The sequence below is a fragment of the Stenotrophomonas maltophilia genome, assembly GCF_025642255.1.
Taxonomy (GTDB): Bacteria; Pseudomonadota; Gammaproteobacteria; order Xanthomonadales; family Xanthomonadaceae; genus Stenotrophomonas; species Stenotrophomonas maltophilia_P.
Window position 1 is genome coordinate 3,644,704 of the sequence record NZ_CP106759.1, and the last position, 21,744, is coordinate 3,666,447.

Genomic DNA, 21,744 nt, shown 5'->3' on the forward strand with positions numbered 1-21,744 from the left:
GCATTATACCAGCCCGGGGCCCCGCCTGCCGGGCGGTGGTCCCGGCGGCTTCAGGGCCTGAGAAGGAAGGTCACGGGACCATCATTGACCAGGCTGACGATCATATGGGCACCAAAGCGGCCCGTTTCCACCCCTGGCGCGTGATTTTCACGGCAGATGTCGACAAATCGATTGAACCCGCGTTCAGCCTCGGCCGGCGGCGCCGCAGTGGTGAAGCTGGGGCGCATGCCCGACCGGGTGTCGGCCGCCAGGGTGAACTGGCTGACCAGCAGCAGGCCGCCGCCGGTATCGCGCAGCGAGCGGTTCATCTTCCCGGCTTCATCGGCAAACACCCGGTAGCCCAGCAGGCGCTCGGCCATGCGCTGCAGCTGCGGCTCGGTGTCGCCCGGCTCCATTCCCACCAGGGCCAGCAGGCCAGGGCCGATCTGGCCGACGGCCTCGCCATCGACGTGGACGGCGGCCTGGCTGACGCGTTGGATCAGGACGAGCATCTGTGGGTTTCCGGTCAGGGGGCCGGCCACGATAGCAGCGCCCTTGGCTAAACTTGCGTGGATGAACCCGCAACGCAAAGCCCGGCTGGCCTATCGCGCCACCACCCTGTTCACGCGCCTGCCCTGGCCGCTGCTGCGCGGCGTCGCGCAGGCCCTGGCCTGGGCCTGGATCCGTCTCAACGCCCGTGAGAGTCGCGTCACCCGCCGCAACCTGGAGCTGGCCTACCCGGATCTGGACCCCGTCGCGCGCGAGCGCCTGCATCGCGATCTGCTGCGCTCCACCGCCCTGCAGGCCATCGAGACCCTGCGCCTGTGGAGCCGCCCGCCGGCCGAGAACCTGCGCCTGCACCTGAAGCAGCGTCACGGTGAAGCGCTGTATGACGCGGCGCTGGCCAGCGGCAGGGGCGTGATCGTGGCCGCGCCGCACTTCGGCAACTGGGAGCTGCTGAACCAGTGGCTGGCCTCGCGCGGACAGATCGCCATCGTCTACAAGCCGCCGGAGGATGAAGCCAGCGACGCGTTCCTGCAGCTGGTGCGGGGTGGCCAGAACGTGCAGCAGGTGCGCGCCGAGGGCCCGGCGGTGCGCCAGTTGTTCAAGGTACTCAAGGATGGTGGCGCCACCGGCATCCTGCCGGACCAGCAGCCGAAGGCCGGTGACGGCGTGTTCGTTCCGTTCTTCGGTGTGCCGGCGCTGACCATGACCCTGGTCAACCGCCTGGCCGAACGCACCGGCGCCATCGTCCTGTATGGCTGGTGCGAGCGCATTGGGCCAGACATGGAATTCGCCCTGCACGTCGAGCCGGCCGACCCCGCAGTGGCCGACCCGGACCCGCAGACTGCGGCCACCGCCCTCAACGCCGGGATCGAACGCATCGCCCGCCGCGATCCGGCGCAGTACCAGTGGACCTACAAGCGCTATACGCTGCGGCCACCGGGCAGCGGCGAGGATGATCCCTACGCGACCGAGGAACACCCGCACTGAGTCCCACCGTGCCGCCCTGCGACCGGCGGCCGCAGCACGTTGAATACGACGCCGGCGCCCCCATAGAGACTGCGATGTCCGCCTCCCCCGGTCCTGCCATGCCTGCTGCCTCCTCCCTGTTCGGCGACCCGGCCGCGATCCGCTGCGAGCGCGCGGTCGCGGAACTGCGCGCCGGTCGCCCGGTCCTGCTTCACGACGGCCAGGGCCAACGCCTGGCCGTGATCGCGCTGGACAGCGCCACCGCCAGCAGCTTTGCCGCCTTTGCCAGCGCAGCGCGCGAGCGTCATTACCTGTTCCTGACGGCGACCCGCGCCCGCGTGCTGGGGGTGGAGGCACCTGACGGTGTGCGCCTGCCGCTGGCCGGTATCGCCTTCGACGCCCTGCCGACGCTGGGCTACCTGCGCGAGCCCGGGCCGATGCCGGCTCACTGGACCGCAGGCGATGCCTTCGATGCCGGCGCGGTTGAACTGGCCCGCCTGGGCCTGCTGCTGCCGGCCATGGTCGCGGTGCGCCTGGATGTGGATGATGCGACCTTCGACGGCGCCGCCGACGTCGCCCTGTGCGACCTGGCCGAAGGTGCGGCGCACGCCGCCCACGACTATGAGCTGGTCGCCCGTTCGCCGGTACCGCTGCGCGATGTCGGCATGACCACCTTCGCGGTGTTCCGCGGCGGCGTTGCACAACGCGACCAGGTGGCGATCATCGTCGGCGACCCGGACCTGTCTGCCGTGGTGCCGGTACGCGTGCACTCCTCGTGCCTGACCGGCGACCTGTTCGGTTCGCTCAAGTGCGACTGCGGGGACCAGCTGCGACGCGGTCTGCGCAAACTGAAGGAACTGGGCGGCGGCGTGCTGCTGTATCTGGACCAGGAAGGCCGGGGAACGGGCATCGCTGCAAAGATGCGCGCCTATGGCTACCAGCACGACGGGCTGGACACGATCGACGCCGATGCACAACTGGGCTTCGGCGCCGATGAGCGACGCTATGGCAGCGCCGTGGCGATGCTGCGCGGCCTGGGCATCAGCCGCGTGGCCCTGCTCAGCAACAATCCGACCAAGGCACAGCGCCTGCGCAATGCCGGCATCGAAGTGCTGGACTGCATTCCGGTCACTGGCGAGATCACGGCCGAGAACGAACACTACCTGCGCACCAAGGCCGACCGTGCCGGCCATCTGCTCGATGTCGATGCACTGATCCAGGCGGCGCAGTAGCGCGCCCGACCTGCTACCGTCTGCGCGGTGCGGCTGCGGCCGCCCCGCCTGCCCTGCCGCCCGACGGAGCCCGTGTGACCGACCAGCCTCTTCCTGCTGTGCCCATCAACGACTGGCAGCCGCTGCCGGCCCGCGCCGCACGCCTGGCTGCGCTGGAAGGCGCATTCGGTGGACTGTTCGTGCCAGGCGCACCGCTGGCAGCCGCGTGGTGGTTCTTCGATCTGCCTGCCGGGCTGTGGGGTGCAGCGTCGGGCCTGCTGGTCGGCGCCCTGTTCGGCGCGTGGCTGGGCCATCGCCGCCTGACCCGCACACGCTGGCGCCTGGACGCACAGGGCCTGGGCCTGCGCAGGGACCTGATGTGGCAGACCGAAACGCAGGTACCGGTCTCGCGCGTGCAGCACCTGGATCTGCGCCGTGGTCCGCTGGAGCGGCGTGCCGGCCTGGCGACGCTGATCGTGCACACCGCAGGCACCCGCCTCAGTGCCGTGACTGTCAGCGGCCTGGATGATGCCGACGCCGAACGCCTGCGCGACACCCTGGCCCACCAGCTCGACCAGGACGCCGACGCCCTGTGAGCCAGCCACCGCCCCTGCCGCCCCCGCTGCCACGCGGCGGCGACGAACAGCGCCTGCACCCCTGGTCATGGCTGTTCGTGCTGCTGATGCAGCTGCGGCATTACTTCCTGCCACTGGTCGCGCTGCTGGTGTTCGGCCAGCGCGGCGACCGCGACCCGCTGTGGGCGCAGCTGATGCCGCTGCTGGCCATCGCCGCGCTGGTGGTGGTCTCGGTGCTGCAGTACCTGAGCTACCGCTACCGCATCGGCAGTGATGCGATCACCGTGCGCAGCGGGCTGCTTGCGCGCAACCGCCGGGAAATTCCCTTCGCCCGCATCCACAACGTGGAAGTGCGGCAGAACCCGTTGCACCGGCTGTTCGGCGTGGCCGAGCTGCGCCTGGAGTCGGCCGGCGGCGTGCGCCCGGAGGCAGAGATGCGGGTGCTGCGGTTGGACCAGGCATTGGCACTTGAGCAGCTGGTGAAGCAGCGCGGAAAGGCGCCTGGCAACGCACCGGCTGCCACCGCCGACCCGACCGATGAAGTGCTGCTGCGTATGTCCACCGCCGAAGTGATCCGGCTTGGCCTGCTGTCCAACCGCGGCTGGGTGCTGTTCGCCGCCGCCATCGGTGCGCTGCTGCAGGTGATCCCGCGCCGTTCGCTGGACGGCGTGATCTCCAGCGGAGGACGCGAGGCGTTCGGCTACGCCAGCCAGCTGCACGAGGGCCTTGCCGGCCTGCTGATCCTGGCCGCGCTGGTGCTGGTCGCAGGCTGGCTGCTGATGCGCCTGCTGTCGGTGGTGCTGGCCCTGCTGCGCTATGCCGGCTTCACCCTGACCGAGCAGGAACACCGGCTGACGGTCGCGGCAGGCCTGCTCAGCCGCACGCGCAGCAGCGTGGCGCGCCGGCGCATCCAGGCCTGGACCCTGCGTGAAGGCACCCTGCAACGCTGGTTCGGGCGGCGCCAGCTGCAGATTGACAGCGCTGCCGGCGGCCCCACCCGCGAGGAAGATCGGGCGCTGCGCGAACTCGCGCCGCTGGCACCGGCCGCCGACTGCGATCATCTGGTGCAGCACCTGCTGCCTCAGCTGCAGTGGCCGCCCGCGCACTGGCAGCCGGTGCCGCAGCGCGGCTGGTGGCGGTTGTGCCTGGGCAGCGTACTGCTGGTGCCGTTGCTGGCCGCCGCGATGTACTGGCGCTGGGGAACACCCGGCCTGCTGGTGCTGGGCTGGCTGCCGGTCGCGCTGTGGGTCGCCCATCGGCAGATGGCGCGCATGGGCTGGCATCTGGATGATCGCTACGTCGCGGTGCGCGGCGGATGGTGGAGGCGCTGGTGGCGCTGGGCGGAACTGGACAAGCTGCAGGGCCTGCGCCTGCAGCGCTCACCGCTGGACAGGCTGCTGGGCACGGCCAGCCTGCAGTTGGACACCGCAGGCGCGCATGGTGATGTGGCCCTGGCGCTGCATTACCTGCCGCACGCACAGGCACGGGCGCTGATGGCGCAGCTGGCCGCCGCGCTGCCGCGCCGCAAGCTGCGCTGGTGACCCGTTGCCGCCCTTCCGCGCCTGGCGTGGATCTACTGTAGAGCCGAGCCCATGCTCGGCTTGCCACAGCCGAGCGTGGGCGTGGCTCTACATCCCCCGATCACCGCTGTGATGGCCCCCAGTAGCCCAGATCCCTGCGGATCTGCAGGTCACGCATCCAGCTGCCGAAGGGTTTGCGGCGCAGCGCGCCCATCTCGCCGGACAGGAAATCCTCGGTTGCGGCAATCACCCGCTCACTGGAGCGGCCGTCACGGTACGGATGGATCGCGTCGGCATAGCGCACGATCTCCGCCTGCAGGGCGGCATCCGGGTGCAGCGCGCGCTGCAGCATGACGGGCAGCTGCGCCGGCACGTCGAAATCGATCATGTGCGGTTTCGGGACGCGGTTGCGGAAGGTCACCACCGGCTTGTGCTGGACGATGAACTCCGAAACGATCGAAGACGTATCGGACACCAGCACATCAGCGGCGCGCTGTGCGGCCATGACCTGCTCCGGTTCGATGAAGCGGGCATTGGCGCCGGCCAGCGCACGGTAACGCTCGAACAGCTCCGGCGGGCACTTCGGGTGCAGGGTCAGCAGCCAGTAGCGTTCCCCGACCGCGATGTCGGCAGCGATCTGCGCATGCAGATGCGGGGCGGCGCTGAGCCGCTCGGTGAAGGTCGAGCCGAACAGGATCACCGGACGACCGCCCGCCGCTGCGCGCAGCGCGGCGCTTTCGCCACCATCGTCGCGGAACAGCGGGTCCAGCTTCGGCCAGCCGGTCTCGGCCACCGCGAAGTGACCCTGCAGGGCGGCGATGTCGCGGAACGGCGCGGTGGTGGCCGGGCCCTGGGTGCAGTACAGGTCGAACATCCCGCGTACCCGGAAATGGCCACGTGCGCTGTCGCGCTTCTCCACGTTGAAGCCATGGAACAGCTGCACCTTGGCACCGGACAGGAACGTCGGCACCCAGTTGGCCGCGCTGTACACCGCGCGCGGGCGCATCGCCAGGGCCTGCTTCAGGCCGATCACGGGCACGCCCGGCAACTGGCTGCCGGCGGCGCCACCTTCGAACCAGGCAGCCACCTCCTGCCCGGACGCGTGCAAGGCCTGCGCCAACGGGGCGAGAATAGGCAGCGCATAGCGCTCCGTCGCAAACAACAGGTACCCGGCCATCATGTCCTCCACGACCGCTCCCATCGAACGGCCTCGCATCTCGGCGTGCATTATCGCGTTCAACGAGGCCGGCCGCATCGGCGACTGCCTGGCCTCGCTGGCCTTCTGCGACGAGATCATCGTGGTGGACTCGTATTCCAGCGACGCCACCGTGGCCATCGCCGAGGCCGCCGGTGCCCGCGTGCTGCAGCGGCCGTTCGATGGCTTCCGCAGCCAGAAGGCGTTCTGCGTCGAGCAGGCAGCACATGACTGGGTGGTGTGCCTGGATGCCGACGAGCGCATCAGCCCGGAACTGCGCGCCTCCATCGAACAGGCCCGCGAGGGGGGATTCAGCGGCCACGCGGGCTACCGCTTTGCCCGCCTTTCAGAGTATTTCGGCCGCTTCCTGCGCCACGGCAACGCCTATCCGGACCGGGTGATGCGCCTGTTCGACCGCCGCCGCGGCGGCTGGCGCGGCACCCGTGAGATCCACGAGGCCGCCAGCGTCGATGGCAGCGTCGGCACCCTGCGCGGTGACCTCATCCACTACCCCTACCGCTCGCTGCAGCAGCAACTGGCCAAGACCGAGAAGTACGCGCGGATGATGGCCGAGCACGAGTTCGCACGCGGCAAGCGCGCCACCCTGGGCAAGCTGGTGCTGGCACCGGCCTGGCGCTTCTGGCGGGGATTCATTTTCCGCGGCGGTTTCCGCGATGGTTGGCACGGCCTGGTCTATGCCTACGTGCGTGCCAACTACGTGCGGCAGAAGACCATCATGCTGTGGATGCTCGGCAACGGTCAGGCGGTGGCCGACCCGCCGCAGCCCTGATCCGCCGGGCATGGCCCGGCGCTACCGCTCCCGTGCACCTGCGTGCGCCGGGCATGGCGGTGCAGGGGTAGCGCCGGGCCATGCCCGGCGGCGGGGCGTCAACCCGCGTTGGCCCCGCGGTGGCGGGCACCTTCCAGGATCGACAACCCGGCCAGCAGGCCGACGATGGTGACGTAGAAGCTGGCCGTCATCTGGTGCGCGAACATCGACTGGGTCAGCCCGCACAGCACGTACGTGGTCACGATCATGATCCCGGCCGCGGCAGGCCCGCGGAACGTACTGCGCCCGCTGCGCCGATGCAGGCGCACGAACACCCACAGCGGAACGCCATACACCGCCAGCAGCAGCAGCAGGCCGGGCATGCCCTGGGTGGCGGCCCATTCGGCTACGTCGTTATGGGCATGGCCAAGGTGGCAGCGCTGTTCGTCCGGGTTCTCGCGGCAGACCGGCACACGCTGCATCGCGTCATCGAAGTGGCCGATTCCGACACCGACCAGCGGGTGGTCCAGGAAGGTATCCCAGGCAACCTGCAGACGCTCCACGCGGGCACCGGCGGAAGAGTCGCTGTCGCCCTGCTCCATGCGCTGCATGTCGCTGTGCAGCTCGCTCAGCCGCACCTGGTGACGCAGCTCGGGCACCGACAGCAGCAGGGTGGCGCCAATCGCCAGCATGCCTGCCAGCACCGACAGGCGGGCGGTGCCGGTCCGCCAGCGCAGGCTCAGCGCGAGCACCACCAGCAGAGCCAGCAACGCCGCGAACACGCCACGGCTGCCGGTCAACACGATGGTTCCACAGCCGGCCGCCATGCCGACGATCACCAGCGACCAGCGTCGCGAAGGTCGGCAGAACACCAGCAGCACCATCAGCACCATCACGATGTCGGCCAGCACGATGGCATTGGTGAACAGCTCCGCACGCGGAGCCCCCTGCAGTACCTGCCACAGCGACATCGCGAAGGTGACCAGCAGCCCGGCCAGCGCGCCACGCCAGAGCCAGCGCAGGTCCGGGCGCAACGCGCAGACCCACAGGGCGATCCAGGGGATCACCACGAAGCGCGAGCGGTTGTCGACATCGCGCAGCCCCTGCTCGAACAGCAGCACCGACAGCAGGCCCAGTGCCAGCACCGCGAGCATCAGCCAGGTCAGCACCTTCACCGGCTGCCCGCCCATGTGCCGGGCGCGCCACAGCAGTTCCGGCGCCAGCAGCGTGCTGGCCAGCAGCAACAGGCCATACGGAAGCAGGTTGATTGGCACGGTAAGCACCAGCGCCGGAAGGCAGAACAGACCGATCTGCGCCAGCCAGTGCGCCGTGCGCTGCCGACCGCCGACGGGGGCACCCGGCAGGTCGCCGGCCGCGGGGTTCAGGTTGTCCGGTGGAGCTGGCACGTCGGAAGTTTCGCTGCGGGTGTGCGGGAAGAACGGGGGCGGCCACAACGGCCACTCCCAGTGTGCTGTTTTACTGCCTTTGTCGCCTGTTGGGCAGTCTGGACAAGCGTGGACACAGGTCGTTATCCCCGTTCCTGCAAACGCCGTTCACGTTCGCGCTCGCGATCGCTGGCCCGGCAGGGCGCGACCACCGCCTCCGCCGGCACCAGCCACCAGCGTCGACGATTGGCCACGCCCGCCGGTTCGGCCCGGTCGCGGTCCACGCACGGCAACAGGGCGTCCTCCTGCACCAGCAGCCAGCGCCGCGCCGGCACCAGCCGCTGCCAGCGCGTCGCCGCCTGCAGTTGTTCATCCCAGGGGGTGTTGAAGCCGAACGTGGCCGCCGGTCGATCGGCCATCAGCAGGTTCTGTTCCTTCCAGGCCACCAGGCCCAACTCGGCCTGCGGACCGATGCGCTCCCCCACATGGCGCATCAGGCCCCGCGCCGAACCCGAATCGTTCAACAGCGGGTAGCCCACCAGGCTGTACAGCACCCACACCGTGGCCAGGGTCGACACCATGGCCAGATGACGCCGGCCACGGCCGGACAGCAACAGGCTGGCCACACCGCAGGCGCCCATCGCCAGCGCCGCCCAGGCCAACGCATCCATCACGCCCGGTGCCAGACCACGTTCGTGCTCCAGCCTCGTCTCGAATCCCGGCTCGCCCAGCAATGCCAGTGCGCCTGCCAGCAGCGTGCCCAGGGCCAGAGCCAGCGTGAACAGCCCCAGCAGTGCCTGCACGTCGCGACGGCGCAGAAGGCCGGGCAGCAGCGGCGCCAGGGCCAGGCAGAACATCGGCAGCGCAGGGAGAATGTACACATCGCGCTTGCCCTCGGGAATCGAGAAGAACAGCACGATCAGCAACCACCACCCCAGCAGAAGCAGGTAGCGCGCGTCGCGTCGCTGCAGCCGGCGGCGCCAGGCCGGAATCGCCCACGGCAGTGCCAGGAACGCGGGAATCCACATCGACGGCATGATCGCCAGGAAGTACCACCACGGCTGGTGATGGTCCCAGGACTGGGCATAACGCCCTGCGGTCTGCTGGAACAGGATGTCGTCCATGTAGGCGCGGTACTCGTCCAGCCCGGTCGCCAGCGCCGCCAGCACCATCGGCAGCAGCCACAGCGCCACGGCCAGCAGGAACGCCAGCGGCGCCAGCCAGAAGCGCAGGTCGCGCGCATGCAGGCGCACACCGTTCCACCGCAGCGCCGAGCCGATCACGGCCGGAACGAGCATCAGCAGGGCGATCACGCCCACGCCCTTGGTGATGACGCCGATCCCGGCGAAGAACCAGCCCAGCCACCACCAGCGCCATGCCGGGCCCAGCAGCAGGTGGCGCAGCAGCCCGTAATTGGCCAGGGTGATGAACAGCACCACCAGCGGATCGATCTGTGCCTTCTTCGCCTGGAAGGTGAACTGCAGTGCGAACAGCAGTGCCCAGCCTGCGTACAGGCCGACGCGTCGCGTCCACAGCCGGCCGCCGAGATCGACCACGCACCACAACGTGCCCAGCGCGGCGATCAGCGAGGGCAGCAGGAACGCCAGCCGCCAATCGCCGATCAGGTGATAGAGCGTGGCCTGCCACCACATCAGCATCGGCGGCTTGTCCGAGTACAGCTCCAGGCCGCGATGCGGGAACAACCAGTGACCGCTGTCCACCATCTGCTTGGCGACGAGCGCGAAGCGCGGCTCATCCGACGGCCAGGGATCGCGCAGGCCGAGTCCAGCCCCCAGCACCAGCAGGGCCATCACCACGAACAACCACGTCTCTCGCGACGCGCGGGTTTTCAGCATGAGGACTTGAACGGCAGCGGATTCACACCGCTTTTAGCAGACGCGCGTAGAAGAATCCGTCAGCATCGCTGTCACCGGGCAGTCGTTGCCGTGCAATGCCTTCGCAATCCAGCCCGAACGCCTCGTCCAACGGCTGTGCCACCGCATCCGGGTGCCACTTCAGGAACGCGCGGATCTGCTCGATGTTCTCCGCACGCAGGATCGAGCACGTGGCATACAACAGGACGCCACCGGGGCGCAGCATCGACCAGCATGCCTCCAGCAGCCGGGCCTGAACGCCGACCAGCGCATCGATGTCCTCGGCGCGGCGGTGGAACATCACATCCGGCTGGCGGCGGATCACGCCCGTGGCCGAACAGGGCGCATCGAGCAGGATCGCATCGAACGGCGTGCCATCCCACCACGCGCCAGGATCGCTGGCGTCTGCCGCCAGGGTCTGTGCGCCCTCACCGACACCCGTGCGCGCGTACGTGTCACGGGCACGCGCCAGGCGACGGGCGTCGATGTCCAGCGCCAGCAGGCGCAGGCTGGGATCACGCTCCAGCAGGTGCGCCGACTTGCCGCCCGGTGCGGCGCAGGCATCCAGTACCCGCGCCCCGGCGGCCGGCGCCAGCGCATCGGCCGCGCACTGCGCCGACAGATCCTGCACCGAGAGCGCGCCCTCGGCGAAGCCGGGCAGCTGGTTGACAGCGACCGGCGTCGCCAGCCGCAACGCGTCCGCACTGAGCGGACTCGGCTCGGCGACGATACCGGCCTCGGCCAGCACGGCCAGGACTTTCTCGCGGCCACCGTGCTGGCGGTTGGCGCGCAGCCACAGCGGCGCAGGCTGCAGGCTGGCGCTGAAGATCGCCTCGGCCTGCGCCGGCCAGTCGCGCTCGATGGCCTCGGCCAGCCAGGCCGGAAATGCATCGCGGGCCGGCTGTTCCGGGAATCCCTCACGCTGGGCGCGGCGCAGGATGGCATTGACCAGGCCCGCCTGGCGCTCACGGCCCAGCGCACGCGCTGCGTCGACGGTGGCCGACAGGGCCGCGTGCGCCGGCAGTTCCAGTACGTCCAGCTGGGCGAAGCCGACCATCAGCAGCGTGCGCAGGTCTGCATCGCGCGCCGAGAGCGGCTTCTGCATCCACGCCTGCAATGCCGCGTCATAGGTACTGCGACGGCGCAGCACGGCAAAACACAGCGCTTCCAGCAACGCCCGATCACGGCTGTCGGCCAGCTTCGGCAGGGCCCACGCCAGTTCCGCCTTCAGCGAACGGCCACGGGTGAACACCTGGGCCAGCACGCGTGCGGCCAGCATGCGGGTGGCTGCACCCGGCGCCGCCCTGGCGATGGAGAAGTCATTCTGTTTCGTCACCGCTTACGCTCCCACGCGCAGGTCGCGACGGGCGTTGAGGTAATCGGCGGCAGTGATCGCCTTGCCACCTTCGCGCTGCAGCACGCGCAGGCGCAGCGCGCCCTGGCCGCAGGCAATGTCGATGCCTTCGCGGCCGGCAGCAAGTACCGTTCCCGGTGCCTGGCCGTGCTCCATCGCCTGCGCCACGGCGCCATGGATGCGCACGCGCTCGCCGGCCAGCGTTGCTTCGGCGACAGGCCACGGGTTGAACGCGCGTACGGTCCGCGCCAGCACCGCTGCATCCTGCGCCCAGTCCAGCTTCGCCTCGGCCTTGTCCAGCTTGTGTGCGTAGGTCACGCCCTGCTCCGGCTGCGGCCGCGCGATCGGCTTGATGCCGGCGCGCAGCAGTCCCAGGCCATCGGACAACACCTGCGCACCCAGCTCGGCCAGCTTGTCGTGCAGCTGGCCACCGGTATCGGTGGCCGCGATCGGCAGCGCCTGGTGCAGCAGCACCGGGCCGGTATCCAGTCCGGCTTCCATCTGCATCAGGCACACGCCCGTGGTCTCGTCACCGGCCTGGATCGCGCGCTGGATCGGCGCCGCACCGCGCCAGCGCGGCAGCAGCGAAGCGTGCACGTTCCAGCACCCGTAGGTCGGGATGGCCAGCACGGCCTTGGGCAGGATCAGGCCGTAGGCCACCACCACCATCAGGTCCGGCTTCAGGTCACGCAGCTGCTGCTGGGCCGCTTCGTCCTTCAGCGATTCGGGCTGGTACACCGGAATGCCGCGGGCCACCGCCTCAAGCTTCACCGGCGAGGGGGCCAGGCCGCGACCACGGCCTGACGGACGGTCAGGCTGGGTGTAGACGGCCACGACCTCGTGGTGGCGCGCCGCTGCGCGCAGCGATGACACCGCGAATTCCGGCGTACCGGCAAAGACAATCCTCATGGCTACCCCACTTGCAGGATGGATTCGTGCAGGAAAGAAAACGGCGCCGTCGGCCGGCGCCGTACAGCCCGCGCGCTGCGCGCGGGCACGGGCCACCCCTGCGGGCGGCCCGGAGCGGCGATCACGCCACGTGCTTGCGCTGCTTGGCCAGCTTCTTGCGGACCATCTCGCGCTTGAGCGGCGACAGGTAATCGATGAACAGCTTGCCGTCCAGGTGATCCATCTCGTGCTGGATGCAGGTGGCCAGCACTTCACCGGCCTCCATCTGCTGTTCCTGGCCATTGCGGTCAAGGAACTTCACGGTGATGGTGTCGGCACGGGTCACGTCGGCGAAGATGCCCGGCACCGACAGGCACCCTTCCTGGTACACCCGGCCCCCGTCCTTGGCGACGATCTCCGGGTTGATGAACACCAGCGGCTGGTTCTTCTCTTCGCTGACATCGATGACCATGAAGCGCTTGTGCACGTCCACCTGGGTAGCGGCCAGGCCGATGCCCGGCGCGTCGTACATGGTCTGGAACATGTTGTCGACCAGTTCCTGGAAGGCCGGCGTGGTCACTTCGGCGGCGTCGATCAACGCGGCCTTGGTACGCAGGCGCGGATCGGGGAACTCAAGAATCGGGAGGAGGGCCATGGCAGTTTCCGGATAGGGGGCCGGCACGCCGGCATACGTCGCAGATTCTAGCTGCAACGCTTGCCTTGCGCCCCGGTTTCTGGACTATAGTGCGCGGACCTGTTGGGGAATCAGGGCTTCACACCTATGTTGCTTCGTTTTCGTACGGTCGTCGCCGCGGCGATGCTGACCGTGGCTGCCTATGCTACCGCCGTGGAAGTGAATGGCGGGCACCCGGATACCTATGTGGTCCGAAAAGGGGACACGCTGTGGGATATCGCCGCGCGTTTCCTGCAGAAGCCCTGGCTGTGGCCGGAGATCTGGCAGGCCAACCCGCAGATCGCCAACCCGCACCTGATCTATCCGGGTGACGTGCTGAGCCTGGCCTACCTGGACCGTGTGACGGCCCAGCCCGGGCCCCGCCAGGAGGCCCCGATCGATGCCATTCCGCTGGCCCAGGTCGAGCCGTTCCTGAAGCAGCTGAGCGTGGTCGACCGCATCGACCACCTGCCCTACGTGGCGGGCCTGGAAGAAGACCGCCTGCGCGCCAGCAGTGGCGAAGCCGTGTACGTGCGCCTGGCCGATGCCCAGGTCGGGCAGCGCTGGGCCGTGGTCCGCCCGACCGTGCGCTATGGCGTGCCCAAGCCCACCGAGGACCTGACCGCCAATGGCGAGGTCACCCCCGGCAGCGGCAACCTGTGGCGGGCCTACAACGCGCCGACGCGACGTGCGCACCAGATGCTGGGCTACGAGCTGATGCAGGTCGGCACGGGCACCATCACCCAGGTTGCCGGCGGCAAGGTCGAAGCGTCCACCCTGGTGCTGGACAAGAACAGCGGCGGGCGTGAAGTCCGCGCCGGCGACCGGCTGGTGCCGGTCGAGGCAAGGCCCTACGACCTGCAGTTCGTCCCGCATGTGCCGGCGGCGGGCGTCGAGGGCGTGGACGTGCGCGTGCTCGCGGTGACCGACATGTTCAGCGTTGGCGGGCCACGCGATGTGATCGCCATTTCGGCGGGCCGCGCGCAGGGCGTGGACAACGGCACCGTGTTCTCGCTGTGGCGGCCGGGCCGCCACGTCGCGCACCGGATGAAGTACCCGGGGTCCTCGCGCATGGATGATTCGCTCAGTACCGGCGCCGGCCGGGTCTCGCTGCCCGACGAGTACGCCGCGCATGCGATGGTGTTCCGCACCTTCGACAACGTCAGCTATGCGCTGGTGATGCAGGGCGTGAAGCCTGTACGAGTGGGCTACAGCGCGCTGCATCCGGACACGAAGTAGGGTTGCCGGGAACATCCCTGACAGCCGCACGCGAAGGCGCCCTAGGGCGCCTTTGTTGTCTGCGGTCGATAGTGGGGGGATGACCAAGCAGGCAGATGAGGCGCTGGTGCGCCTGGTGATGGCGGGAGGCGCGCTGGCGCCGCGGCGGGCACTGCTGCAGGGCGCGGGCAGCGCCGAAGCGGCCCTTGCGCTGGGCGTGGCCGGCTGGCGCGCCCATGGCTGCACCCCGGAGCAGTGCGCAGCACTGGAACGCCCCGATGCGCAGCGGTCGAAAGCCGCCCTGCACTGGCTGCAGGACGACCACCATCACCTGCTGGCCGTTACCGACCCGGCCTTCCCGCCCCTGCTGCCGGAGGTCCCCAACCCGCCGCTGGCGCTGTTCGTGGCCGGCGACCCCGGCCAGGCCTGGCGCCCGGCGGTGGCGGTGGTTGGCAGCCGCTCACCCACACCGGCCGGTCGGGCACTGGCGGCGCGTTTTGCCGGCAGCTTCGCCGAAGCCGGACTGGCGGTCGCCAGTGGGCTGGCGGCCGGTATCGATGCGGCCGCCCACCTTGCGGTGCTGGACGCCGGCGGCAGTACCGTTGCCGTCATCGGAACGGGCCCCGACCGTGCCTATCCGGACCACCATGCGCCACTGCAGGCCCGGATCGGCGCCGAGGGTGCCGTGCTCAGCGAGTACCTGCCCGGTACGGCTGCCCGTCCCGGCCACTTCCCCGCGCGCAACCGGCTGGTGGCCGGGCTGGCCCTGGCCACCGTGGTGATCGAGGCGGCGCACCGCTCCGGTGCCCTGATCACGGCGCGTCTGGCCGCCGAGGCCGGTCGCGAGGTATGCGCCGTGCCCGGCTCGGTGCTCAATCCGCGGGCGGCCGGCTGCCACCGCCTGATCCGCGAGGGAGCTGCCCTGGTGGAACGGCCCGAGGACGTGCTGGAGCTGCTGGCCCCGGCCCTGCGCCAGCAGCTGCCGGCCTTGCAATCGCGGCTGGCCACCCCCACTGAACAGGCAGTGCCAGCCGACCTGCCGGCACGCTGGGTCGGCGACCCTGACTACCAGCGGTTGTGGCAGGCCCTGGACCTTGACCCAATCAGTATGGATTCACTGATCACGCGCTGTGGATTGACGGCGCCGCAGGTGTCCTCCATGCTGCTGGCCATGGAACTTGCGGGAATCGTGGTCTGCGTACACGGCCGCTACTGTCGAACTCCCTAGTTTCTTCACCTCCACAGCGTCGCGCGACGCAGGCCGAGGGGCAATGAAAGAGAGCATCCTGGATGTACTGCTGTACCTGTTTGAACACTATTTCAGCGAAGATGCGGACCTGATCCGTGACCGCGATTCGCTCCAGAACGGCCTGATCCAGGCCGGATTCAGCCCTACCGAGATCAACAAGGCATTCGACTGGCTCGATGCCCTGGCGGCACAGCGTCCGAGTGTGGCCCAGGCGCGGGTCGATGGCCCGGTGCGCATCTATCACGGGCCCGAGCTGGACAAGCTGGACGTGGAATGCCGCGGTTTCCTGCTGTACCTGGAGCAGCACGGCATCCTCGATGCCGACCAGCGCGAGCTGGTGCTGGACCGGGCGATGGCGTTGGACCAGGACGAACTGGACCTGGACGATCTGAAATGGGTCGTGCTGATGGTGCTGTTCAACCAGCCCGGCGCCGAGGCGGCTTACGCCTGGATGGAAACGCAGATGTTCATGGACGAGCCAGAACCCCTGCACTGACCTTACACTTGGGGCATAGCGCATTCAGGAGCGTGCCCCGTGAGCGAGTGGTTCCATGCAGAAGGCAACCGGCAGCAAGGCCCACTGCCGGCAGAACAGCTTGTCGAGCTGTTCCGCAACAATCAGATCAGCCTGGACACCCTGGTGTGGCGCGATGGCCTGCCGCAATGGCAGCCATTGCGCAGCGTGGTGGATGAGCTCGGCCTGATCGTACCGGCCGTCGATGCCGCCCGCGACGAACCCGGGCTGCAGCCCCCTGCCCCGCAGCCTCCGGTACTGCCGGCGGCAACCCCCTATGCCCACAGTGCGCCCGCGGCCGCGTTGCCGCCACCGAAGAAGGGCCTGTCCGGCTGCGCCCTGACCGCCATCATCGGCGGGGCACTGCTGCTGGTGGTGGTACCCATCGTGGCGATCCTGGCGGCCATCGCGCTGCCTGCCTACAACGACTACACCCTGCGCTCCAAGGTCGCCACGTCGCTGACCGCACTGCAGCCGCTGAAGGACCAGGTGCAGCATTTCGCCGATGAGGAAGGACGCTGCCCGGGTGCCAACGATGCCGGTTTCCCGGCGCCGGGGGACTTCTCCGCCGCAGGCCTGTCAGCGGTCCACATCGGCCGCTTCAACAACGGTCATTGCGGTATCGAAGCCACGGTGGCCGCGCCCGGCAAGACCATCGATGGCGATCTGCTGTGGCTGGAATACGACCGCGACAGCGGCCGCTGGGAATGCAGCGGCGAAAGCAACGACAAGTATCTGCCGCAGCAGTGCCGCGGCTGAGCCATCGGCACTACACCCCAAGCAAGGACGACCCAGGAGGGACACACAATGACTGAGTGGTATTTCGCCGAAGGACAGCAACGCCAGGGACCGCTGCCGGTCGAGGACATCCGCCAGCGCTTCCAGCGCGGCCAGCTGACACTGGATACGCTGGTCTGGCGTGAGGGCATGGCGCAATGGGCCGCGCTGCGGCAGGTGGTCGACGAGCTCGGCCTGCAGACCCTGGCCAGCGCCACCACGGCCGCTGACAGTGGCGGCTTCGACCTGCGCAGCGACTACCAGGCCATCGACAACGGCACGGCGCCGCTGCCCGGCACCGGCGCGCTCAGCAGTTCGCCCTACAGCGCGCCGGGCACCGCAGCCATGGCCGGCCACGCACAGCCGGTGATGGGCGGCGAAGTGGTGTACGCAGGCTTCTGGAAGCGCGTGGCTGCCTATGTGATCGACTACTTCGTGCTGCTCATCCCCGGCACGATCATCGGCGTCATTTCCGCCCTGGCACTGGGTGCGGGCATGGGGGCCGCCGGCAGCGGCGAGTCGGCCATCGAGATCATGGGCCAGCTGGTCAGCGGCCTGCTCAACCTGGTGATCTCCATGGTGTACTACACCTGGTTCCACGCCTCGCGCGGCGGTGCCACCCTGGGCAAGATGGCCGTCGGCATCAAGGTCGTGCGCAGCAACGGTGACCGGCTGACCGTGGGACGTGCCTTCGGACGCTACTGGGCCGCCGTGCTGAGCGGCCTGATCCTGTGCATCGGCTACCTGATGGCCGCGTTCACCGAGCGCAAGCAGGGCCTGCACGACATGATGTGCGACACCCTGGTGGTGGACCGCTGGGCCTTCACCGACCAGCCGCAGCTGCAACGCCGCGAGCTGGGCGTGGTCACCATCGCCGTCCTGGTCATCACCGCCCTGCTGGCCCTGGCCGGCCTGGTCCTGATGGTGGCGGCCATCGGATTCATCGCCAAGATGGCCTCCTGACCGGCCATCCTCACGCCTGGGCGCTTGACATGGAGCGTCCGGGCGTGATTCCTCTAATAAGGAAACCTGAACGCCCGGCACCCAACCGGGCGTTCAGTTTATGGATTTGCCCGTGGCCGCTTCACTAATGCGGCCGTTTGCTCCACCCTAGCGGCCCCTCCCCTGCGGCTCGCCCCACAGACACTGCTGCCATGCCCAAGCACCTGCTCATCGTCGAATCGCCGGCCAAGGCCAAGACGATCAACAAATACCTCGGCAAGGACTACACCGTCCTGGCCTCGTATGGGCACGTGCGCGATCTGATCCCGAAGGAAGGCGCGGTCGATCCGGACAACGGGTTCGCCATGCACTACGACGTGATCGACAAGAACGAGAAGCATGTCGATGCGATCGCCAAGGCGGCCAAGGGTGCCGATGACATCCTGCTGGCGACCGACCCGGATCGCGAAGGCGAAGCGATCAGCTGGCACATCGCCGAGATCCTGAAGGAGCGCGGGCTGGTCAAGGACAAGCCGATGCAGCGCGTGGTCTTCACCGAGATCACCCCGCGCGCCATCAAGGAAGCGATCAACCAGCCGCGGGCCATCGCCAGCGATCTGGTGGACGCCCAGCAGGCACGCCGTGCGCTGGATTACCTGGTCGGTTTCAACCTGTCGCCGGTGCTGTGGCGCAAGGTACAGCGCGGCCTGTCCGCCGGCCGCGTGCAGAGCCCGGCACTGCGCATGATCGTCGAGCGCGAGGAAGAGATCGAAGCCTTCATCGCGCGCGAATACTGGTCCATCGCCGCCGAATGCGCGCACCCGTCGCAACACTTCAATGCCAAGCTGGTGAAGCTGGACGGACAGAAGTTCGAACAGTTCACCATCACCGACGGCGATACCGCCGAGGCCGCCCGCCTGCGCATCCAGCAGGCGGCGCAGGGCTCGCTGCACGTCACCGACGTGGCCAGCAAGGAGCGCAAGCGCCGCCCGGCGCCGCCGTTCACCACCTCCACCCTGCAGCAGGAAGCCTCGCGCAAGCTCGGCTTCACCACCCGCAAGACCATGCAGGTGGCGCAGAAGCTGTACGAAGGCGTGGCAATCGGCGATGAGGGCACGGTCGGCCTGATCTCCTACATGCGTACCGACTCGGTCAACCTGTCTCAGGATGCGCTGGCGGAAATCCGCGACGTGATCGCCCGCGATTACGGCATCGGTTCGCTGCCGGACCAGCCCAACACCTACCAGACCAAGTCCAAGAACGCCCAGGAAGCGCACGAAGCGGTGCGACCGACCTCGGCGCTGCGCACGCCGGCGCAGGTGTCGCGGTTCCTGACCGACGACGAGCGCAGGCTGTACGAACTGATCTGGAAGCGCGCGGTAGCGTGCCAGATGATTCCGGCCACGCTCAACACCGTCAGCGTCGACCTGTCGGCCGGCAGCGAACACGTCTTCCGTGCCAGTGGCACCACCGTGGTCGTGCCCGGCTTCCTGGCCGTGTACGAGGAAGGCAAGGACAGCAAGAGCGCCGAAGACGAGGACGAAGGCCGCAAGCTGCCGGCGATGAAGCCTGGCGACCGCGTGCCGCTGGAACGCATCCTGGCCGAGCAGCACTTCACCCAGCCGCCGCCCCGCTTCACCGAGGCGGCACTGGTCAAAGCGCTGGAAGAGTACGGGATCGGTCGTCCCTCGACCTACGCCTCGATCATCCAGACCCTGCTGTTCCGCAAGTACGTGGAGATGGAAGGTCGCAGCTTCCGTCCGTCCGACGTCGGTCGTGCAGTGTCCAAGTTCCTGTCCAGCCACTTCACCCAGTACGTGGACTACGACTTCACCGCCAGGCTTGAAGACGAGCTGGACGCCGTCTCGCGCGGCGAGGAAGAGTGGATCCCGCTGATGTCACGCTTCTGGGAGCCGTTCAAGGAGCTGGTCGAGGACAAGAAGGAATCGGTCGATCGTGCCGAAGCCAGTGGTGCGCGCGAGCTTGGCACCGACCCGAAGACCGGCAAGCCGGTCAGCGTGCGCCTGGGTCGCTTCGGGCCGTACGCCGCCATCGGCAGCACCGCCGAAGATGCCGAGGAGAAGCCGAAGTTCGCTTCGCTGCGCCCGGGCCAGTCGATGCACACCATCACCCTGGAAGACGCGCTGGAGCTGTTCCTGATGCCGCGCGCGCTGGGTGAGGACAAGGGCGAACCGGTCAGCGTCGGCATTGGTCGCTTCGGCCCGTTCGCCAAGCGTGGCAGCACCTATGCCTCGCTGAAGAAGGAAGACGACCCGTACACCATCGACCTGGCCCGCGCCGTCTTCCTGATCGAAGAGAAGGAAGAGATCGCGCGCAACCGGATCATCAAGGAATTCGAAGGCAGCGACATCCAGGTGCTGAATGGCCGCTTCGGCCCGTACATCAGCGACGGCAGGATGAACGGCAAGATTCCCAAGGACCGCGAGCCCGCCTCGCTGACGCTGGCCGAAGTGCAGCAGCTGATGGAAGAAACCGGCAAACCGGTGCGCAAGGGCTTCGGCGCGAAAAAGGCCGCTGCCAAGAAGGCACCGGCGAAGAAGGCAGCGGTGAAGAAGGAAGCCGCGCCGAAGAAGGCAGTGGCCAAGAAGGCACCGGCCAAGAAGGCGGCCGCGAAAAAGGCGCCGGCAAAGAAGGTCGCCGCCAAGAAGGCACCGGCGAAGAAAGCGGCCAAGAAGGTCGTCAAGAAGGCCTGATGTGGGACAGCGCCCGGCCATGGGCCGGGCGCAGGCAGTGCAGTACCCGGTCCGCCGCCGCCTCGATGGCGCCGGTCCACCCCATCTGCACGCGGTGGGAGGATAATGAAGGCCCATGCCGGGCCGGTCGCCACCATGAAAGAACTCACCCTGGATTCTGCCGTCACCCTGCTGCGCTCCGGCGGCGTGATCGCCTATCCCACCGAAGCGGTCTGGGGCCTGGGATGCGACCCGTCGCACGAAGCGGCGGTGCACACGGTGCTGCGGCTGAAGCAGCGGCCGATCGAGAAAGGCATGATCCTGGTGGCCGCCGAGCTGGCGCAGCTGGAAGGCTGGGTACGCCTGCAGGCGTTGCCCGACGAGCGTCAGCGTGCAGTGCTGGCCAGCTGGCCCGGCGCCAACACCTGGATTCTTCCTGCCGGATCACGCGCGCCAGGCTGGATCACCGGCGAACACAGCGGCATCGCGGTGCGCATCAGCGCCCACCCGCTGGTGGCGGCACTGTGCCACGCGTGGGGCGGGCCCCTGGTCTCCACCAGCGCCAACCTGGCCGGCGAGCCACCGGCACGCAGCCGCGAGGAACTGGATCCGCGCCTGCTGCGCCTGCTGGACGGCATCCTGGACGGCCCGACCGGCGGCCTGGCCCAGCCGACGCCGATCCGCGATGCGCTCAGCGGCAACGTCCTGCGATCCTGAGCCGCCCTGTGGACGCGCGGATTGCGCCGCTCCGCCGGATCCCGCACGCTGCCTCCATGAGCCCGCTGCGCGCCGCCCTCTGCCTGAGCCTGCTGCTGCCATTGACCGCCACCGCCGGCGACGATGTGCGTGTCTACCGCTGTGTCGGCAGCAATGGCGCCGTGGCACTGCAGGACACGCCGTGCAGCAGCGGCCGCCAGGAAGTGCGCGACCTCCAGCGGCCGCGTGATCCGGCGCCGCAGGTGGTGCGCAGCGACGCCGCGCCCGCAACCAGCACGCCGCCGGCCGTGATCGAGCGCGAGGTCCGGCACGTCTACGTCCAGCCTCCGCAACCGATGTACGAATGCGTTACCGCCGACGGCGAGCGTTACACCAGCGACAGCAACGAAGGCAATCCACGCTGGGTCCCGCTGTGGACCACGGTCTGGTCGCCGCGCGGCCATTTCGGGCCAGGCCATCCCGGGCCCCGCCCGGCCACGGGCGCATCGGCCGGAGGTCCGCCGATCTACCGGCCACCTGCGGTCGGCGTCGGCGTGCAGGTGCCGGCAGGCAACATCCTGGTCCGCGACACCTGCCATGCGCTGCCGCCGCAGGAAGTCTGTTCGCGCCTGCGCGATCGCCGCTGGGAGCTGGACCGCCGCTACAACAGCGCGCTGCAGAGCGAGCGCACCGCGATCAGCAACGAACAGCGCGGTATCGATGCGCGCCTGTCGCGCGACTGCGGGCGTTGAGCCCCTG

The 21,744-nt window shown here is 68.9% G+C and carries 20 protein-coding genes; 13 read left to right on the forward strand and 7 right to left on the reverse strand.

Features of this window, described 5'->3' with window-relative positions; genetic code table 11:
- Positions 1-50: 50 nt before the first annotated feature.
- A complete protein-coding gene (dtd, locus tag N8888_RS16630) occupies positions 51-491 on the reverse strand; it encodes a D-aminoacyl-tRNA deacylase (protein ID WP_053517128.1) in 441 nt (146 codons plus the stop codon).
- Between the two features lie 61 nt (positions 492-552).
- Here dtd and N8888_RS16635 point away from each other — a divergent pair, with 61 nt between their 5' ends.
- The 4 genes from N8888_RS16635 to N8888_RS16650 all read left to right on the forward strand — a co-directional run bounded on the left by N8888_RS16635 (position 553) and on the right by N8888_RS16650 (position 4,779).
- Positions 553-1,473 carry a lauroyl acyltransferase gene (locus N8888_RS16635; RefSeq protein ID WP_065174456.1) on the forward strand — a complete coding sequence of 307 codons (921 nt, stop codon included), beginning with the start codon at positions 553-555 and terminating at the stop codon, positions 1,471-1,473.
- A gap of 74 nt (positions 1,474-1,547) precedes the next feature.
- Complete coding sequence (gene ribA / locus N8888_RS16640; protein ID WP_065174455.1) at positions 1,548-2,684, forward strand: GTP cyclohydrolase II RibA; 1,137 nt, start codon at positions 1,548-1,550, stop codon at positions 2,682-2,684.
- Positions 2,685-2,758: 74 nt separating this feature from the next.
- Positions 2,759-3,259, forward strand: a complete 501-nt coding sequence (locus N8888_RS16645) for a PH domain-containing protein (protein WP_053517123.1) — start codon at positions 2,759-2,761, stop codon at positions 3,257-3,259.
- On the forward strand, positions 3,256-4,779 hold the full coding sequence (locus N8888_RS16650; protein ID WP_262218952.1) for a PH domain-containing protein: 1,524 nt from the start codon (positions 3,256-3,258) through the stop codon (positions 4,777-4,779). The genes N8888_RS16645 and N8888_RS16650 overlap by 4 nt, the downstream gene beginning before the upstream one ends.
- Before the next feature lie 100 nt (positions 4,780-4,879).
- On the opposite strand, the gene N8888_RS16655 is transcribed toward N8888_RS16650, so the two are convergent.
- Positions 4,880-5,938 carry a CDP-glycerol glycerophosphotransferase family protein gene (locus N8888_RS16655; protein ID WP_197600810.1) on the reverse strand — a complete coding sequence of 353 codons (1,059 nt, stop codon included), beginning with the start codon at positions 5,936-5,938 and terminating at the stop codon, positions 4,880-4,882.
- Here N8888_RS16655 and N8888_RS16660 point away from each other — a divergent pair.
- Entirely contained in the window at positions 5,937-6,743 is an 807-nt protein-coding gene (locus N8888_RS16660) for a glycosyltransferase family 2 protein (protein ID WP_053517120.1), read from the forward strand. The genes N8888_RS16655 and N8888_RS16660 overlap by 2 nt on opposite strands.
- A 98-nt stretch (positions 6,744-6,841) precedes the next feature.
- On the opposite strand, the gene N8888_RS16665 is transcribed toward N8888_RS16660, so the two are convergent.
- From N8888_RS16665 to def, 5 genes are all read right to left on the reverse strand, one after another.
- Complete coding sequence (locus N8888_RS16665) at positions 6,842-8,107, reverse strand: O-antigen ligase family protein (protein WP_053517197.1); 1,266 nt, start codon at positions 8,105-8,107, stop codon at positions 6,842-6,844.
- A gap of 143 nt (positions 8,108-8,250) precedes the next feature.
- Entirely contained in the window at positions 8,251-9,963 is a 1,713-nt protein-coding gene (locus tag N8888_RS16670; RefSeq protein WP_197571987.1) for an ArnT family glycosyltransferase, read from the reverse strand.
- A gap of 22 nt (positions 9,964-9,985) precedes the next feature.
- Positions 9,986-11,317 carry a 16S rRNA (cytosine(967)-C(5))-methyltransferase RsmB gene (gene rsmB, locus N8888_RS16675; RefSeq protein WP_164151330.1) on the reverse strand — a complete coding sequence of 444 codons (1,332 nt, stop codon included), beginning with the start codon at positions 11,315-11,317 and terminating at the stop codon, positions 9,986-9,988.
- 3 nt (positions 11,318-11,320) lie between these two features.
- On the reverse strand, positions 11,321-12,244 hold the full coding sequence (fmt, locus tag N8888_RS16680; protein ID WP_053517116.1) for a methionyl-tRNA formyltransferase: 924 nt from the start codon (positions 12,242-12,244) through the stop codon (positions 11,321-11,323).
- A gap of 121 nt (positions 12,245-12,365) precedes the next feature.
- Positions 12,366-12,878 carry a peptide deformylase gene (gene def / locus N8888_RS16685; protein ID WP_053517114.1) on the reverse strand — a complete coding sequence of 171 codons (513 nt, stop codon included), beginning with the start codon at positions 12,876-12,878 and terminating at the stop codon, positions 12,366-12,368.
- A gap of 126 nt (positions 12,879-13,004) precedes the next feature.
- Between def and N8888_RS16690 the strand changes: the two genes are divergently transcribed.
- The 8 genes from N8888_RS16690 (at position 13,005) to N8888_RS16725 (ending at position 21,737) form a co-directional block, all read left to right on the forward strand.
- Positions 13,005-14,135 (forward strand): LysM peptidoglycan-binding domain-containing protein, encoded by a 1,131-nt coding sequence (locus N8888_RS16690; RefSeq protein ID WP_053517112.1) that lies wholly within the window; start codon positions 13,005-13,007, stop codon positions 14,133-14,135.
- A gap of 79 nt (positions 14,136-14,214) precedes the next feature.
- The gene (dprA, locus tag N8888_RS16695; RefSeq protein WP_262101412.1) at positions 14,215-15,342 is read left to right on the forward strand and encodes a DNA-processing protein DprA; all 1,128 of its coding nucleotides are present in this window, start codon (positions 14,215-14,217) and stop codon (positions 15,340-15,342) included.
- A gap of 43 nt (positions 15,343-15,385) precedes the next feature.
- A complete protein-coding gene (locus N8888_RS16700; protein ID WP_053517108.1) occupies positions 15,386-15,859 on the forward strand; it encodes a DUF494 family protein in 474 nt (157 codons plus the stop codon).
- Positions 15,860-15,898: 39 nt separating this feature from the next.
- Complete coding sequence (locus N8888_RS16705) at positions 15,899-16,636, forward strand: pilin (RefSeq protein WP_263175958.1); 738 nt, start codon at positions 15,899-15,901, stop codon at positions 16,634-16,636.
- Between the two features lie 48 nt (positions 16,637-16,684).
- Positions 16,685-17,617 carry an RDD family protein gene (locus tag N8888_RS16710; RefSeq protein ID WP_053517104.1) on the forward strand — a complete coding sequence of 311 codons (933 nt, stop codon included), beginning with the start codon at positions 16,685-16,687 and terminating at the stop codon, positions 17,615-17,617.
- Positions 17,618-17,808: 191 nt separating this feature from the next.
- Complete coding sequence (locus tag N8888_RS16715) at positions 17,809-20,310, forward strand: DNA topoisomerase I (protein WP_180876531.1); 2,502 nt, start codon at positions 17,809-17,811, stop codon at positions 20,308-20,310.
- Between the two features lie 105 nt (positions 20,311-20,415).
- Positions 20,416-21,006 (forward strand): L-threonylcarbamoyladenylate synthase type 1 TsaC, encoded by a 591-nt coding sequence (locus N8888_RS16720; protein ID WP_080375246.1) that lies wholly within the window; start codon positions 20,416-20,418, stop codon positions 21,004-21,006.
- Between the two features lie 56 nt (positions 21,007-21,062).
- Positions 21,063-21,737, forward strand: a complete 675-nt coding sequence (locus tag N8888_RS16725; protein ID WP_128987731.1) for a DUF4124 domain-containing protein — start codon at positions 21,063-21,065, stop codon at positions 21,735-21,737.
- Positions 21,738-21,744: the final 7 nt, after the last annotated feature.

Excerpts from the sequence above, each read along its gene's own strand:
- dtd (WP_053517128.1), bottom strand. The coding sequence starts at position 491 with ATGCTCGTCCTGATCCAACGCGTCAGCCAGGCCGCCGTCCACGTCGAT.
- N8888_RS16635 (WP_065174456.1), top strand. The coding sequence starts at position 553 with ATGAACCCGCAACGCAAAGCCCGGCTGGCCTATCGCGCCACCACCCTG.
- ribA (WP_065174455.1), top strand. The coding sequence starts at position 1,548 with ATGTCCGCCTCCCCCGGTCCTGCCATGCCTGCTGCCTCCTCCCTGTTC.
- N8888_RS16660 (WP_053517120.1), top strand. The coding sequence starts at position 5,937 with ATGTCCTCCACGACCGCTCCCATCGAACGGCCTCGCATCTCGGCGTGC.
- N8888_RS16655 (WP_197600810.1), bottom strand. The coding sequence starts at position 5,938 with ATGATGGCCGGGTACCTGTTGTTTGCGACGGAGCGCTATGCGCTGCCT.
- N8888_RS16670 (WP_197571987.1), bottom strand. The coding sequence starts at position 9,963 with ATGCTGAAAACCCGCGCGTCGCGAGAGACGTGGTTGTTCGTGGTGATG.
- fmt (WP_053517116.1), bottom strand. The coding sequence starts at position 12,244 with ATGAGGATTGTCTTTGCCGGTACGCCGGAATTCGCGGTGTCATCGCTG.
- def (WP_053517114.1), bottom strand. The coding sequence starts at position 12,878 with ATGGCCCTCCTCCCGATTCTTGAGTTCCCCGATCCGCGCCTGCGTACC.
- N8888_RS16690 (WP_053517112.1), top strand. The coding sequence starts at position 13,005 with ATGTTGCTTCGTTTTCGTACGGTCGTCGCCGCGGCGATGCTGACCGTG.
- dprA (WP_262101412.1), top strand. The coding sequence starts at position 14,215 with ATGACCAAGCAGGCAGATGAGGCGCTGGTGCGCCTGGTGATGGCGGGA.
- N8888_RS16700 (WP_053517108.1), top strand. The coding sequence starts at position 15,386 with ATGAAAGAGAGCATCCTGGATGTACTGCTGTACCTGTTTGAACACTAT.
- N8888_RS16710 (WP_053517104.1), top strand. The coding sequence starts at position 16,685 with ATGACTGAGTGGTATTTCGCCGAAGGACAGCAACGCCAGGGACCGCTG.
- N8888_RS16715 (WP_180876531.1), top strand. The coding sequence starts at position 17,809 with ATGCCCAAGCACCTGCTCATCGTCGAATCGCCGGCCAAGGCCAAGACG.
- N8888_RS16720 (WP_080375246.1), top strand. The coding sequence starts at position 20,416 with ATGAAGGCCCATGCCGGGCCGGTCGCCACCATGAAAGAACTCACCCTG.
- N8888_RS16725 (WP_128987731.1), top strand. The coding sequence starts at position 21,063 with ATGAGCCCGCTGCGCGCCGCCCTCTGCCTGAGCCTGCTGCTGCCATTG.